Annotated in this window: 14 protein-coding genes; 6 read left to right on the top strand and 8 right to left on the bottom strand. The window is 68.0% G+C overall.

Features of this window, described 5'->3' with window-relative positions:
- The first annotated feature begins 86 nt into the window (after nucleotides 1-86).
- The 3 genes from ACQ3DC_RS17085 (at nucleotide 87) to ACQ3DC_RS17075 (ending at nucleotide 3,202) form a co-directional block, all read left to right on the top strand.
- Nucleotides 87-1,208, top strand: coding sequence for a DUF4439 domain-containing protein (locus ACQ3DC_RS17085; RefSeq protein WP_430752805.1), 1,122 nt, complete (start codon nucleotides 87-89; stop codon nucleotides 1,206-1,208).
- A gap of 133 nt (nucleotides 1,209-1,341) precedes the next feature.
- Nucleotides 1,342-2,109 carry a VIT1/CCC1 transporter family protein gene (locus ACQ3DC_RS17080; RefSeq protein ID WP_430752804.1) on the top strand — a complete coding sequence of 256 codons (768 nt, stop codon included), beginning with the start codon at nucleotides 1,342-1,344 and terminating at the stop codon, nucleotides 2,107-2,109.
- Between the two features lie 49 nt (nucleotides 2,110-2,158).
- On the top strand, nucleotides 2,159-3,202 hold the full coding sequence (locus ACQ3DC_RS17075) for an aminoglycoside phosphotransferase family protein (RefSeq protein WP_430752803.1): 1,044 nt from the start codon (nucleotides 2,159-2,161) through the stop codon (nucleotides 3,200-3,202).
- A 12-nt stretch (nucleotides 3,203-3,214) separates the two neighbouring features.
- Here ACQ3DC_RS17075 and ACQ3DC_RS17070 read toward each other — a convergent pair whose 3' ends face one another.
- Genes ACQ3DC_RS17070 through ACQ3DC_RS17060 form a run of 3 tightly spaced genes read right to left on the bottom strand, consistent with a single transcriptional unit; the run spans nucleotide 3,215 to nucleotide 7,277 of the window.
- Entirely contained in the window at nucleotides 3,215-4,606 is a 1,392-nt protein-coding gene (locus ACQ3DC_RS17070; RefSeq protein WP_430752802.1) for a pyridoxal phosphate-dependent decarboxylase family protein, read from the bottom strand.
- A gap of 57 nt (nucleotides 4,607-4,663) precedes the next feature.
- On the bottom strand, nucleotides 4,664-5,458 hold the full coding sequence (locus ACQ3DC_RS17065; protein WP_321215844.1) for a sulfite exporter TauE/SafE family protein: 795 nt from the start codon (nucleotides 5,456-5,458) through the stop codon (nucleotides 4,664-4,666).
- 7 nt (nucleotides 5,459-5,465) lie between these two features.
- Nucleotides 5,466-7,277, bottom strand: coding sequence for a proline--tRNA ligase (locus tag ACQ3DC_RS17060; protein ID WP_323057619.1), 1,812 nt, complete (start codon nucleotides 7,275-7,277; stop codon nucleotides 5,466-5,468).
- 459 nt (nucleotides 7,278-7,736) lie between these two features.
- Between ACQ3DC_RS17060 and ACQ3DC_RS17055 the strand changes: the two genes are divergently transcribed.
- From ACQ3DC_RS17055 to ACQ3DC_RS17045, 3 genes are read left to right on the top strand one after another with little or no spacing between them, the layout of a single operon-like run.
- Nucleotides 7,737-8,573 carry an ABC transporter ATP-binding protein gene (locus ACQ3DC_RS17055; RefSeq protein ID WP_430752801.1) on the top strand — a complete coding sequence of 279 codons (837 nt, stop codon included), beginning with the start codon at nucleotides 7,737-7,739 and terminating at the stop codon, nucleotides 8,571-8,573.
- 11 nt (nucleotides 8,574-8,584) lie between these two features.
- On the top strand, nucleotides 8,585-9,328 hold the full coding sequence (locus ACQ3DC_RS17050) for an ABC transporter permease (protein WP_430752816.1): 744 nt from the start codon (nucleotides 8,585-8,587) through the stop codon (nucleotides 9,326-9,328).
- Nucleotides 9,325-9,963, top strand: a complete 639-nt coding sequence (locus ACQ3DC_RS17045) for a TetR family transcriptional regulator (RefSeq protein WP_430752800.1) — start codon at nucleotides 9,325-9,327, stop codon at nucleotides 9,961-9,963. Before ACQ3DC_RS17050 ends, ACQ3DC_RS17045 begins: the two co-directional genes overlap by 4 nt.
- Here ACQ3DC_RS17045 and ACQ3DC_RS17040 read toward each other — a convergent pair.
- The 5 genes from ACQ3DC_RS17040 to ACQ3DC_RS17020 form a co-directional block, all read right to left on the bottom strand.
- Nucleotides 9,960-10,850: a DUF4081 domain-containing GNAT family N-acetyltransferase gene (locus tag ACQ3DC_RS17040; protein ID WP_157242576.1), complete on the bottom strand. Its 891-nt coding sequence runs from the start codon at nucleotides 10,848-10,850 to the stop codon at nucleotides 9,960-9,962. The genes ACQ3DC_RS17045 and ACQ3DC_RS17040 overlap by 4 nt on opposite strands.
- Nucleotides 10,813-11,979 carry a flavodoxin-dependent (E)-4-hydroxy-3-methylbut-2-enyl-diphosphate synthase gene (gene ispG, locus ACQ3DC_RS17035; RefSeq protein WP_013600504.1) on the bottom strand — a complete coding sequence of 389 codons (1,167 nt, stop codon included), beginning with the start codon at nucleotides 11,977-11,979 and terminating at the stop codon, nucleotides 10,813-10,815. The genes ACQ3DC_RS17040 and ispG overlap by 38 nt, the downstream gene beginning before the upstream one ends.
- Before the next feature lie 34 nt (nucleotides 11,980-12,013).
- A complete protein-coding gene (locus tag ACQ3DC_RS17030) occupies nucleotides 12,014-12,307 on the bottom strand; it encodes a YciI family protein (RefSeq protein ID WP_157238606.1) in 294 nt (97 codons plus the stop codon).
- Between the two features lie 76 nt (nucleotides 12,308-12,383).
- Nucleotides 12,384-12,899 (bottom strand): hypothetical protein, encoded by a 516-nt coding sequence (locus ACQ3DC_RS17025; RefSeq protein ID WP_323057622.1) that lies wholly within the window; start codon nucleotides 12,897-12,899, stop codon nucleotides 12,384-12,386.
- Complete coding sequence (locus ACQ3DC_RS17020; RefSeq protein WP_157238607.1) at nucleotides 12,896-13,585, bottom strand: MarR family transcriptional regulator; 690 nt, start codon at nucleotides 13,583-13,585, stop codon at nucleotides 12,896-12,898. The genes ACQ3DC_RS17025 and ACQ3DC_RS17020 overlap by 4 nt, the downstream gene beginning before the upstream one ends.
- Nucleotides 13,586-13,664 lie beyond the last annotated feature (79 nt).

Here is a 13,664-nt window from a genome sequence, read left to right as displayed (position 1 = left end):
ATTTTACCGGTCCGGCGGGACGGAGATTCCCAGCCGGCGTGACACCATGGTCTGTTGTGAAAGACGACAATCGGGAAAACCGCCCAGTGCTGCGCTATTTCCGGTACGCCGTTGTTTCGTTCACGGCCTTCCTTGTCCTCAGCCTCGGATTCGCCCTGATCCCCGCGGAACCGCCGCCGCCCGCGGATCCGCCGTTCTCCGAGCAGGCCAGGATGGCCGCGCTGGATGATGCGCTGGAGCTGCGGACTGCCGCCGGGCTGCTGTCTGCCCCGACCGCAGCCGGCGGCGCCCCGGATACTGCCGGAAAAACGGCCGCCGTGGACGCGGCTGTGACATTGCTGACGCTGCAGGCGCGCACCCTCCTTTCGCCGTCGGATTCCTCCCCTCTCCCCCAACCGGCGACGGCGCTTCCCACGACGCCGCTTCCCGGCCTCGCAGGGCTGGCTTCCGCGCTCTCGGCCAGCGGAGTGCAGCGCCTCGCTGACGCGGCAAAGGCCGACGGCGGGATGGCGCGGCTCCTGGCCGGCGCCGGCACCGCCCAGCTGCTTGCCGCCGAGGATGTGGCCGCGGCCGGCGGCATCGCCGTGGAAACACTGCCGCACGCAGCCGCAGGGACCCCCGCAGCCACCCCAACCTCGTCCCCCGCGGGATCCGCCTGCCCGTCACTTCCTCCGGCGCCAGAGGGCCCTCCCACGCCCGCGGCGCCTGCATCTGCTGGACAGGAAACAACCGGCGCAGGGACGCCTGCAGCTGCGGCCAGTGCGCTTTCAGCAGCCCTGGCCGCCGAACAGCAGAGCGTCTACGCCTACCAGGCGGCCCTCCCCCGCCTGGCGGCCAAGGACGCCGGCGCGGCGGGAGCGTTCCTTGCCGAGCATGAAGACCTTGCCGCCGAAGCGACGGCGCACACCCGGGCAGCATGCAGTGCCGCACAGGCGCAGCAGCCCGGCTACGTCCTGGACCCGGATTTCCTTGCCGCCCCGGCTGCCGGGCTTGCCCGCCTGGAGCTGGGGTCGCTGCCTGCCTTCGGGGACGTCATTGCCCTTGCCGACGGCGGCACGCGGGAGTGGGCCATCTCCGCCCTTCAGGCCACGGCACGCCGCGCTGGCCATTGGGGCGGCGACCCTGGGCCGGTTCCCGGCGTCGTCCTCGACCAGGACCAGCTGCCGGACCTTCCCGCCAGTTCCGCCACTGCGCCGACAGGACCCTGATCTCCGGAGGCGCGGCAGCACTTCTTCTCCCATCATTACGGCACCCACCCCCACTCCGACGAACGCTCCGGGCGGCGTCTTTCCTGCCAGGGCAGGGTGGCCCCGGAAGACTTCTAATGGTTTGCTGAGGAGCATGGATGCATACGAACCGGCCGAACAGGGTGCAGCGGACGCCGGGAGCCCGGAACTTCGCCGCCATCTGGAGACTGAACCGCACGGCAACGACACCGCCCAGCGGCTGAACTGGCTGCGGGCGGGCGTCCTGGGCGCCAACGACGGCATCGTCTCGGTGGCGGCCATCGTGGTTGGCGTGGCAGGGGCCACCGCCGAGTCCGGTCCCATCCTCGCCGCGGGGGCCGCGGGACTGGTGGGCGGAGCGGTGTCCATGGCGCTGGGCGAGTACGTATCTGTGAGCAGCCAGAGCGACAGCCAAAAAGCCCTGATAGAGAAGGAACGCCGGGAGCTGGCCGAGCAACCGGAGGAGGAGCTGGCGGAACTCACCGCCATCTACCTTGCCAAGGGCCTCAGCCCCGAAACAGCCGGCAAGGTGGCCGAAGAACTCACGGCCCATGATGCCCTGGCCGCGCACCTCACCGCCGAGCTCAACATCGACGAGACAGACATCGTGAGCCCCTGGCACGCGGCCTTCGCTTCGGCCGTGGCCTTTATCATCGGCGCGGTCCTCCCGATGCTGGCAATCCTTCTTCCGCCGCCGGAGATCCGTGTTCCCTTGACCTTTGCTGCTGTCCTGGTGGCCCTGGCCCTGACAGGAGCACTGGGCGCGTGGATCGGCGGCGGTTCCAAATCCAGGGCCGCGGTCCGGGTGGTGGTGGGCGGCGCCCTGGCCCTCGCCGCCACGTTCAGCATCGGCAGCCTGCTCGGCGCCACGGGCGTGGTGTAGGGCCTGCACCGCCCGGGGCAGCACGGCCGTTGCCCTTAGGCTGGGACTGATGAGCCAGCCAACGGTACTCCCCATCCCTCCGGACCTTGCCGCGCGCTACGGCGGCACCCCGGAAGGCCGGGCCTGGCTGGCTTCCTTGCCCGGCACCGCCGAAAGCCTGCTTGCCCGGTGGCGCCTTGCCTCCGGCCTTGGTCCCGGCGTCGCGCCCTGGAACGGCCATGGTGCGATCGTCATTCCGGTGGTCCGGGAGGACGGCTCCCCCGCTGCCCTCAAGATCGCCTTCCCCCACGACGAAGCGCGGGCGGAGCGGCATGCGCTGGAACTGTGGAACGGGCGGGGCGCCGTCGCGCTGTTGGCGTCGGATGCAGGCACGTGTTCCATGCTCCTCGAAAGGCTCGACGCCGGGCGCCCGCTCAGCGACCTGCCAATGGCTGGCGCCGCGGCGGTGTGGGGTGGACTGGTCCGCCAGTTGAGCCTTGTTCCCGACGACAGGCCGCAGTGGCGGGAATTCGAGCACATCGCCGCTCGTGCCGAACAGTGGAGCGATGACCTGCCTGCGGATTGGGACCAGCTGGGACGCCCTTTTCCGCGCTGGCTGCTGGAAGCGGCGCTGGAGGTCTGCCAGACGCGCGGCGCGGTGGGGCGCCGCTCGGGGCGGGACGTCCTGGTCCACACGGACCTGCACTTCCTCAACATCCTGGCCAGGCCGGATGGTGAGGCAACGGCTGGAAGGCCGGTGGCTGAAGCCTTCGCAGCCATTGACCCCCAGCCCATGATCGGTGAACCGGAGTTCGGCGTGGCCCCGCTGTTGTGGAACCGCCTGCCGGACCTGCCGCTGAACCAGCCCGAAGCCGGCCTGCGGCAACGCTGCGCGGACTTCAGTGCCGCAGCCGGCCTGGACCCCGATGCGGCCCGGCAATGGGCCGTGGCCAGGGAAGTGGCCAACGCGCTGGGATACGCCGGAAAGCCTGGCCATCGCGGCGACCTGGCGAGGTCCCTCTGGGTTGCCAGCACCCTCGCCGGGCGCACCCTGGAGGGGCTGCCGCCGGCCCACGCGTTGCCGGAGCCCGGCCAGGCCCCGGGGCCAGGCTGACCGGTTCCCGGGTCAGCTGCCGCGCACGGCGGCCAGTGCGGAACGGATCGCGTCCACGGCAGTGCCCGCCTCGTCCCCTTCGGTGCGCCAGTTGCTGACCGACACCCGGAGGATGTCCCGGTCCCGCCACCGTGAGCCGGACATCCATACCCTGCCGTCCCTGATGACGCGGGCCGTCACCGCCCGGGTGGTGGCGTCGTCGCCGAACGCCACGCAAACCTGGGTGTAGCCGACGTCGTTCAGCACTTCCACGCCGTCCAGCCCGGCCAGCCCCGCGGCGATTTCCGAGGCCGCGGCGGCCATTCCCTCCACCTGGGCTGCAACGCCGTCGGAGCCGAGGCTCTTCAGGGCTGCCCACACCGTCACGCCGCGCGCCCGCCGTGACAGCTCCGGGACCTTTTCGAAGGGATCGCCGGGACCTTCCGCGTCATGCACCAGGTAGCTGGCGTGCAGGCCCATGGCAGAGCGAAGGGCTGCAGCATCCCGGACAATTGCGATGCCGCAGTCGTAGGGAACGTTGAGGGTTTTGTGGGCATCCGTTCCCCAGGAGTCCGCATCCTCATAGCCACGGATCAGATGCCGCAGTTCGGGGGCTGCGGCGGCCCACAGGCCGAAGGCGCCATCCACATGGACCCAGGCTCCGTGTTTCCGGGCAACGCGGATGGCTTCGGGGAACGGGTCAAAAGCGCCTGAATGGACGTTCCCTGCCTGGAGGCAGACTAATGCGGGGCCTGAGCCTCCAGCCAGTGCTGCGTCCAGGGCTTCGGGAATCAACCGCCCCTGGCTGTCGGCGTCCACCACCGCGGGCTTGCCCAGGCCCAGGTAGCGCAGGCCAAGGTCCACGGTGTCATGCCGTTCCCGCCCCACCAGGCAGCGGATCCTCGGAGCGCCAAACAGCCCGTCACTGTCCAGGTCCCAGCCGGCGTCCGCAAGCAGCCGCCACCGTGCGGCCGCCATGCAGGTGAAATTCGCCATCGTCGCGCCGGTGACGAACCCGACGTCGGACTGTCCAGGAAGTCCCAGCAGGTCCAGGAGCCAGCTGCCCGCGCCCTCCTCGATTGCTGCCACCGCCGGGGCCGCGTAGCGGAGGCAGGCGTTCTGGTCCCAGGCACTCACCAGCCAGTCGGAGGCAAGGGCGGCAGGTAACGTCCCGCCTATCACCCAGCCGAAGAACCGGGCGGAGGGCATTGCCATGAGCCCCGGCTCTGCCGTCTTTGCCAGCAGGTCCACCACGTCTTCAGCGGGCATGCCCTTCCGCGGCAGCGGGCCGCCAAAGGCAGCTGTGAGGCGGTGGGCGCCCACCGCCGGACCCACAGGCCTGTCGGAAAGGCTTCCCAGCCAGGCCGTGGCGTGGCGTGCCGCTGCCGTCAGGGCCCGGTGGTACTCGTCGTCGCCGTGTGACATGTCTGCATGCTACGCCTCCGCCGGCCGGGCCTCCGAGCCTGCTTTTCCGGGGCGGTATTAGGCGAAGTTTTCCTGCCAGGCGTCGTAGCCGAGCTTGATGATGAGGGCCGACACCACCACAAGGAAGACCACGCGGACAAAGCGGCTTCCCTGTTTGACTGCTGTCCTGGCTCCGAGGTATCCGCCCGCCATATTGGCCGCCCCCAGCAGCAGGCCCAGGCCCCACAGGAGGGAGCCGTGGGGCAGGAAGAACAGCAGTGCGCCCGCATTGGTGGCCATGTTGACGATCTTGGCTTTGGCGCTGGCTTCCAGGAAGGCATACCCCATCGCCGAGACCAGCGCGATGACCAGGAAGGAGCCTGTCCCCGGACCGATGAGGCCGTCGTAGAAACCAATGACGGCCCCGATCAGGCAGGCAACCACGTAGTGCTTGCGGCCATCATGCCGCAGGGCGGTGATGCCGCCAACGTCCGGCTTCAGTGCTGTGAAAAGGGCGACGGCGACCAGCGCCGTGACGATGATGGGCTTGAAGACAGTGGCGGGCAGCGTCGCTGCCAGCACGGCGCCGCCAAAGCTGCCCGCCAGGGCGATCGCGGCCATCGGCAGCGCCGTCCTAAGGTCCGGTCCTACGCGCCGATAGTAGGTGGCAGCACTGGTGGCTGTGCCGAAGATGGACCCCATCTTGTTCGTCGCCAGCGCTTGGACGGGGGTGATCCCCGGGACCAGCAGCAGGGCGGGGAGCTGGATCAGCCCGCCCCCGCCTACCACTGCATCCACCCAGCCGGCGGCAAAACCGGCAAGCACGATTAAGAGGAGTGTTGTCAGCCCGAGCGATTCGAGTCCGAACTCCACTGCCGGGTCAGCTGGTGCGGACAGCGTTGACTACGTAGTCAACCGCCTTGTCCACTGCCACGTTTTCGGCGTCACCGCTGCGGCGGTCCTTGATCTCGACCACACCATCCACCAGGCCGCGGCCAACGGCCAGGATGGTGGGAACGCCCAACAGTTCGGCATCGCCGAACTTGACCCCGGGCGAAACCTTCGGCCGGTCGTCGAGCAGGACATCCAGGCCTGCTGCCTCAAGGTCGGCCGCCAGCCGCTCGGCGGTGGCGAAGATCTCCTCGCCCTTGCCCACGGCGACCACATGGACATCGGCAGGGGCAACGGCACGCGGCCAGACGAGTCCCCGTGCGTCGTGGTTGGCCTCGGCCAGCGCTGCAACGGCCCGGGTGACGCCGACGCCATAGGAGCCCATGGTCACGGTGACCTGCTTGCCGTTCTGGTCCAGGACCTTCAGCTCCAGCGCTTCTGCGTACTTGCGGCCGAGCTGGAAGATGTGCCCCATCTCGATGCCGCGGGCGGTCTCCAGCGGGCCGGAGCCGTCCGGGGCGGGATCACCTTCGCGCACTTCGGTGCACTCGATGACGCCGTCCCAGGTGAAGTCGCGTCCGGCCACCAGGCCGTACACGTGCCTGCCGGCCTCATTGGCGCCCGTAATCCAGGAAGTGCCGCGGACCACGCGGGGGTCCACCAGGTACAGAAGCTTCGTTGCACTTTCGGCTCCCAGCAGGGGCTCCTCCAAGGACAGGCCGGGGCCGAGGTAGCCCTTGACGATGAGCGGCTGTTTCTTGAGGTCGTCGTCGTTGGCCGCTTCCAGGCCGATCTCCCCGCCGATGGGCAGGAAGGATCCGATGTTCGCTTCGACGCGCTTCAGGTCCACGGCGCGGTCGCCCGGCACCCCGATGACCACCAGCTGGCGCTCCCCGGTGGGCAGGGTAACGGCGAGCACGACGTTCTTCAGCGTGTCGGCGGCGGTCCAGGCACCGCCGCCGGCCTCGCTGCGCGGGGCGAGTGTATTGGAGGCTGCCACCAGGGTGTCGATGGTGGGGGTGTCCGGGGTGTCGAGCACCTCGGCGGCAGGAGCATCGGTGAAGTCGATCTCCGCCGGAGCCACGGTGGTCACGGCCTCAACGTTGGCTGCGTAGCCGCCGGCGGACCGCACGAAGGTGTCCTCGCCGATGTCGGTGGGGTGCAGGAACTCTTCGCTCTTGGAGCCGCCCATGGCACCGGCCGTCGCGGTCACCGGGATGACCTCCAGCCCGAGGCGCTCGAAGATGCGCAGGTAGGCGCCGCGGTGGGCGGCGTAGCTTGCGTCCAGGCCGGCGTCATCCACGTCGAAGGAGTAGGAGTCCTTCATGATGAACTCGCGGCCGCGCAGGAGGCCCGCACGGGGACGCGCCTCGTCGCGGTACTTGTTCTGGATCTGGTAGAGGCTCAGCGGCAGGTCCTTGTAGGAGGAGTACAGGTCCTTGACCAGCAGCGTGAACATTTCCTCGTGCGTGGGGGCCAGCAGGTAATCGGCGCCCTTGCGGTCCTGGAGCCGGAACAGGCCCTCGCCGTATTCGGTCCAGCGGTTGGTGGCCTCGTAGGGCTCACGGGGCAGGAGGGCCGGAAAGTGGACTTCCTGCGCCCCGATCCTGGCCATCTCCTCGCGGATGACGGCTTCCACCTTGCGCAGGACGCTCAGTCCCAGCGGCAGCCAGGTGTAGATGCCGGGAGCGGCACGGCGGATGTAGCCTGCGCGGACCAGGAGCCGGTGGCTGGCCACCTCGGCGTCGACGGGATCTTCGCGGAGGGTGCGCAGGAATAGCTGGGACAGTCTTGTAACCACGGGTGGGTATCCGTTTCTGGGGAGTGCTGGAGAGCAGGGCCGGGATTTCGTCTGGTACTAATCTACCGGCTGGCAGGGCCACTCCCCGCTGACGGGTACGCAGCGCAGCCGGTGCGGGCACCGGCCGCCCGGCAGCGCTACAGCCGCCCGGCGCTTTCCCGGAACGCAGTTGAGCCACGCCCGGAGATGCAAAGCCCCTGGCCCCCCATGAGGCTGGTCATCGCATCCGGGCGTGGCTCGACGCCGTTATCGCCTAAGTACTGGTGAGGACTGGTGAGACCGCCCACGCCACTCCAGCGCAGCTAGATCGAACCTATGTGATGGGAGGCACATTGACAAGTGTTTCTCATTTCTTGCTGTTGACCGGGCCTTTCCGGCGCCCTAGCTTTAATTCATCAGGCGATGAATTACGGCGCCACCAGGCGCCGGCAGCCCTGCTCCTGGCAACGGAGGGCGATCATGTCCCATGCGGCAGCGACACCGGAAGTTCAGGGCCGAACGGGCGGGGACGCCATTGTCGCCGCCGGCCTGAATGTCACGCGAGGCAAGGTCCCTGTGCTTCGCGGGCTGGACTTCACCATCCCGGCCGGCAGGATCACCGGACTGCTGGGACCCTCGGGCAGCGGAAAGACGACCCTCATGCGGGCCATCGTCGGAGTCCAGCGGCTTGCGTCCGGAACGGTTCAGGTCCTGGGCCTGCCCGCCGGCAGCGCTGCCCTGCGCCATCGGGTGGGCTATGTGACCCAGTCGCCGAGTCTGTACCCGGACCTGACTGTGGAAGCGAATGTCCGCTACTTCGGAGCCATGCACCGGAAAACGAAGCTTGAGGCGGCGGAGGCGATTGCCGCCGTCGGGCTTGAACGGCAGGCCCGGCAGAAGACGGCGGACCTGTCCGGCGGCGAACTCAGCCGCGCCTCCCTCGCCTGCGCACTGGTGGCGCATCCCCCGCTCCTGGTGCTGGACGAACCGACCGTAGGACTGGACCCGGTACTGAGGGCGGACCTCTGGAGCCGGTTCCAGGCCATGGCAGAGGCTGGGACAACCCTCCTCGTGTCCAGCCACGTGATGGAGGAAGCCAGCCGGTGTGACGACTTGCTGCTCCTCCGTGGGGGCAGGCTGCTCGCCCGGCTGACGCCCGGGGAACTCAGCCGGCGCGGACACAGCAGCGACCTTGAGAAGGCGTTCCTCCACATCATCCAGGAGACGACGGCGACTGCGACGACGGCGCCGGAGACGCCGGGGGCAGCGGCTGCCGGCACCCGGGAACCCAAGGCACGGACCAGGAGCGTGCGGTGATGGACGTCCGAATGATGCTCGCCACGACGCACCGGGTGCTGGACCAACTCCGCCACGACCACCGGAGCATCGCGATGATCCTGGTGGTGCCCGCGCTGCTGCTCACTGCGGTCTACTTCCTGTACGAGAACGAGACGCTGCCTCCGGGAGCCTCCCGGACCTTCGACCGGGTAGGCCTGATGATGCTGGCCATCTTCCCCTTCGTGGTGATGTTCCTGGTCACGTCCATCACCATGCTGCGCGAGCGCACCTCCGGAACCCTGGAACGGCTGCTCACCACACCCGTGCACAAAGCCGACCTCCTCTTTGGCTACGGCCTGGCGTTTTCGATCATGGCCGCCCTGCAGTCGCTGGTGGCCACCGCCGTTGCCTACTGGATCTTCGATCTTGATATCCAGGGGCCGCCCGGCTTCGTGGTCCTGATCGCCGTGATCAACGCGGTCCTGGGGGTGGCCCTGGGACTGCTGTGTTCAGCTTTCGCCAGGACCGAGTTCCAGGCGGTGCAGTTTATGCCCGTGGTGGTGGTGCCGCAGATCCTGCTGTGCGGACTGTTCGTGGCCCGGGACCGCATGAACGATGTCCTTGAAGCGATCTCCAACGTCCTTCCCCTGACATTCTCCGTGGACGCCCTGCAGGAGATAGCTGCCAACACGGAAGCCACGGAACAGCTATGGCAGGACGCCGGGATCATGGTGGCGATTGTTGTGGGAGTCCTGGTGCTGGCCTCCCTCACCCTGCGCAGGCAGAGCCCGTGAGCGCACCGGGCGGACAGCCCCCGACTGTGCGGCGGGGACGCCGGGGCGGGACAAACGCATCGCGGGGCCACATCCTCGAGGCGGCCCGGCGGCTTTTCGCCGAGCACGGCTTTGAGGGCACCAGCCTGCGGCAGGTGGCGCGGTCGGCCGGGGTGGATCCGGCCATGATCCACCATTTCTTCAACGGGAAAGACGAGCTCTTCGCCCTCAGCGTGGAGCTTCCGGCGGATCCCGGGGAGGTGTTGGCCGGCGTGGAGGATTCTCCCCCCGGCGAGCGGGCCGAGCTCATCGTCCGCGCAGTGCTGCGCCTGTGGGAGAGCCCTGCCCAGCCAGGACTGGTGGCATTCTTGCGCGGGACCATTGGATCGAAGGCGAAGACCGCCCTCCTCCGGGAGACCGCCACCCGGGCCATCATCAGCCGCATCATGGCGGGCGTGCCCGGGCCGAAGGAGGACGTGGCGCTTCGCGGCGGCCTGGTGGCGACGCAGATGGTGGGATTGATGATGGTCCGCTACGTGGTCCGGCTGGAGCCGCTGGCGTCCGCGGCACCCGAGGACGTGGTCCGGCTGGTCGCACCCAATGTGCAGCGCTACCTGACGGGAGACCTGGACGGCAGGAAGGGGACGCAGTCCTAGAAGAGAACGGTGGCGAAGGTCCCCACCTGCTGGAAACCGACCCGCTCGTAGGTGGCCCGTGCGCGGGTGTTGAAGCCGTTGACGTAAAGGCTTGTGGTGGGCGCCACCCTTTGTGCCTGCTCCACCACTGCCGCCATATACCCGGGGCTCAGCCCCTGGCCGCGGTAGAGGGGGTTCATCCAGACGCCCTGGATCTGCGTTACGTCAGAGGTGACGGCCCCGAGTTCGGCCTTGAACACCACTTCGCCGGCGTCGTTCAGGTGCACGAGGGAGTGCCCTTGCCGAATCAGGCTTTCCACCCGGCGGCTGTAGAACTCCCTGCCGCCCAGGAAAGGGGAATATCCCACTTCTTCCTCGAACATCGCGGCGCACGCCGGCAGGATGCGGTCGAAATCCGCTAGGTTTCCCAGCCCCAGCCCCGGGTTCGGCTCAACGGACGGGGGCCCGCCGATGGTCATCAAAGGCTGGTCCGGGCGCACCTCGTGGGCCCGGTGCCCCAACTCCACCAATTCTGCGTGAAGGGCCAGTACGGAACTGGCGGGGCCGAAGGCGGAGGCGTAGCGGCGTCCGGATGCGCTGGCCGCCGCAGCCACCACTCCGGCCAGGTCCGGGTCCAGCTGCACGGGAACCAGGTTGGCCCCTGCCCAGCAGGCACCCGCCAGGACGCCGTCGTCGAACACGCCGAGGACCCCGGCTCCGCCGCTGGTGGCTGCGGCGGAACCGGCGGCACGCAAGTGCGCCAGGATGAACACGTTCGTGACCGGATCACGCTGCGCCAGTAGCCTCAGCGCTGCAGTGTCCTCCCGGTCCAGGGTACGGACGGAAATCCCCGGCGGGGCGGGGACGTCCTTACGAGACGCTAACCACGGGGCTACCCTTGACAGCATCTTCGCCATCGGCCTCCCCCATCTCTTCCGCGATACGCATGGCCTCTTCGATCAGTGTCTCAACAATCTGGCTCTCAGGGACAGTCTTGATGACCTCGCCCTTCACAAAGATCTGGCCCTTGCCGTTGCCCGAGGCAACGCCAAGATCTGCTTCGCGGGCTTCGCCCGGGCCGTTGACCACGCAGCCCATGACCGCCACGCGCAGTGGAATCTCCATTCCTTCAAGCCCGGCCGTAACCTGCTCGGCCAGCGTGTAGACGTCCACCTGGGCGCGGCCGCAGGAGGGGCAGGAGACGATTTCCAGCTTGCGCGGACGCAGGTTGAGGGACTGGAGGATCTGGTTTCCCACTTTGATTTCCTCCACCGGCGGAGCGGAGAGGGAAACCCGGATGGTGTCGCCGATGCCCCGGGACAGAAGCGCCCCGAAGGCCGTGGCCGACTTGATGGTTCCCTGGAATGCCGGGCCTGCCTCGGTGACGCCGAGGTGCAGCGGCCAGTCGCCCTTTTCCGCCAGCATCTCGTACGCGGCCACCATAATGACGGGGTCGTTGTGCTTCACGGAAATCTTGAAGTCGTGGAAACCGTGCTCCTCGAAGAGAGATGCTTCCCAGACGGCAGACTCCACGAGCGCCTCCGGGGTGGCCTTTCCATACTTCTTCAGGATTCCGGGCTCCAGGGAGCCGGCGTTCACGCCGATGCGGATGGACGTCCCGTGATCGCGGGCAGCCGCTGCGATCTCCTTGACCTGGTCATCGAACTTGCGGATGTTGCCGGGGTTGACCCGCACCGCCGCGCAGCCGGCCTCGATCGCCGCGAAGACGTACTTGGGCTGGAAGTGAATGTCCGCGATGACGGGAATCTGGGACTTCCGGGCGATGATGGGCAGCGCCTCGGCGTCGTCGGCGGACGGGCAGGCAACGCGCACGATGTCGCAGCCCGACGCCGTCAGTTCCGCGATCTGCTGGAGGGTGGCGTTGATGTCCGTGGTGGGCGTGGTGGTCATGGACTGCACGCTGATGGGCGAGTCCGAGCCGACCCCCACGGAACCGACTTTGATCTGCCGCGTCTTGCGGCGGGGGGCAAGGACGGGTGGCGGTGCTGAGGGCATTCCCAGGCTGACCGAGGTCACGAGGACTCCTAGAGGTTCGAAAAGTGGAGGCGGCTTAGGCGGCGAGGCCGGCCAGCACGCCGGTAATTGGCGACCATTCGGTGATGCGGGTTCCGGCGATGACTCCGGCTGCTGCGAACGGATCCTGTTTCAGGATCGAGTTGAGGGCGGCTTCATCAGCTGCCTTGAAAATCAGCAGCGCCCCGGCACCGTCACCGTACGGCCCGCTGGCCAGAATGGCGCCGTCCTGGGCCAGGCCGGCGGTCCATTCACGGTGCGCGGGCCGAACGGCATTGCGTTCGTCAGTGGATTCGGCGGCATAAACGTACTCAACGGCAAAAACTGTCATACCGCTACCCTATCGCCCTGCAGGCCTCCGGACGCATCCGGTGGGCCGCCTGCCACCGGACGGGCAGACCCTTTTGTCACGCCAGGAAGATGACCTTGACGGCCGCGGCCGTTCCGGCCGCCCACAGCATGGACGCCAGCGTTCCGATGATGAACCGTTCAGCAGCCACAGGGGTTTCCTTCAACTCCGCGAACCTGCCCAGGCCCTTAATGGCCACGATATAGGCGATGGCCACCGGCTGGCCGGTGAGGATGGCAAGGCAAACTCCGAGCCGCTCCAGGACTCCAATGATGGCGCCGCCCCGAAGGATCCGCTGGGTGGGAGCCGCCGGTCCGGAGCCAGGACCGGCCGACGGCGGTGCGCTGGCCACGGCGGTCAGCTCATCGTCCACATTTTGGCCCCGGCCGGAAGGCGGAGGGTCGACGGTGACGTCCGCGGACGGATCGTCGGCTGCCCCTCCGGCTTCCTCGGCCGCCTTGGCTGCGTCTGCCTTGTCATCAATGGTCTTGGCGAGCCGGAACACCAGTGCGGTCACGGGCCAGCCGGCGAATCCTGCCACGAGCAGTGCAACCGTGATCCAGAGTGCGTTCACTGGTTTCCTTCCGTCCGGGTGCCCGCAATCAGGGACTGCGCATAGTCAAGGAGCATTGCCGCTGCGGGCCTCGCCGCCCATTCTTCCTGCCAGCCGGACCTCAGCACGGCACGGCTCACCGACTGCTCGGTGATTCCCAGTTCCCGGGCCACCTGCTTCTGGCTGCCGTGCCTGCCGTCCCCCTGCGCGCGCAGGTGGTCCACCACCCGCCACTGGGCCTCCGTGCGCTGCTGCACCAGGCGCCCGATCAGCCGAAGCACTGCCTGTGCGTTGGAGCAGGCCATGACGCCTTCCTGTGCTGCATCATTCTGTTGCGGGGACCGAATGTCCCTCCCACGGACCATGGTGCCGGACACCACTGACAACGGGACCTGGCCGGCCGCGCTTTTAGCGAGTTCCACTGCCTTGCGCGCCGCCACGAAGCCGCTTCCGGACCCTTCCCGCGGGCTGGCACCCGGAGCGAGGTGCACGGCGCCTATGCCGATGCCCACGTACCAGTACCCGCTGCGCAGTGCATGCAGGGCGACGTCCACCACGTCTTCAGCCTGTTCCACTACACCCTGGAGTTCGTCACCCACTGAGCGCTCAAACGGAACCGGGGTGCGGCTCTGCAGTGCGGCGATCAGGTCCGGGACGCGGTCCACGTCCGAGGTGCTCCCCCGCTGGTCAATGGTGAGAACGAACATGTTCCAACCTTAGGCAGCTGATTCCTCCGAATCAACCATCTGCGGCTGATTATTAAATATCAGTCATATTTAGCTGATA

The sequence above is a fragment of the Paenarthrobacter sp. NEAU-H11 genome (assembly GCF_050573415.1).
Taxonomy (GTDB): domain Bacteria; phylum Actinomycetota; class Actinomycetes; order Actinomycetales; family Micrococcaceae; genus Arthrobacter.
This window is presented reverse-complemented; position numbering and strand designations above follow the sequence as displayed.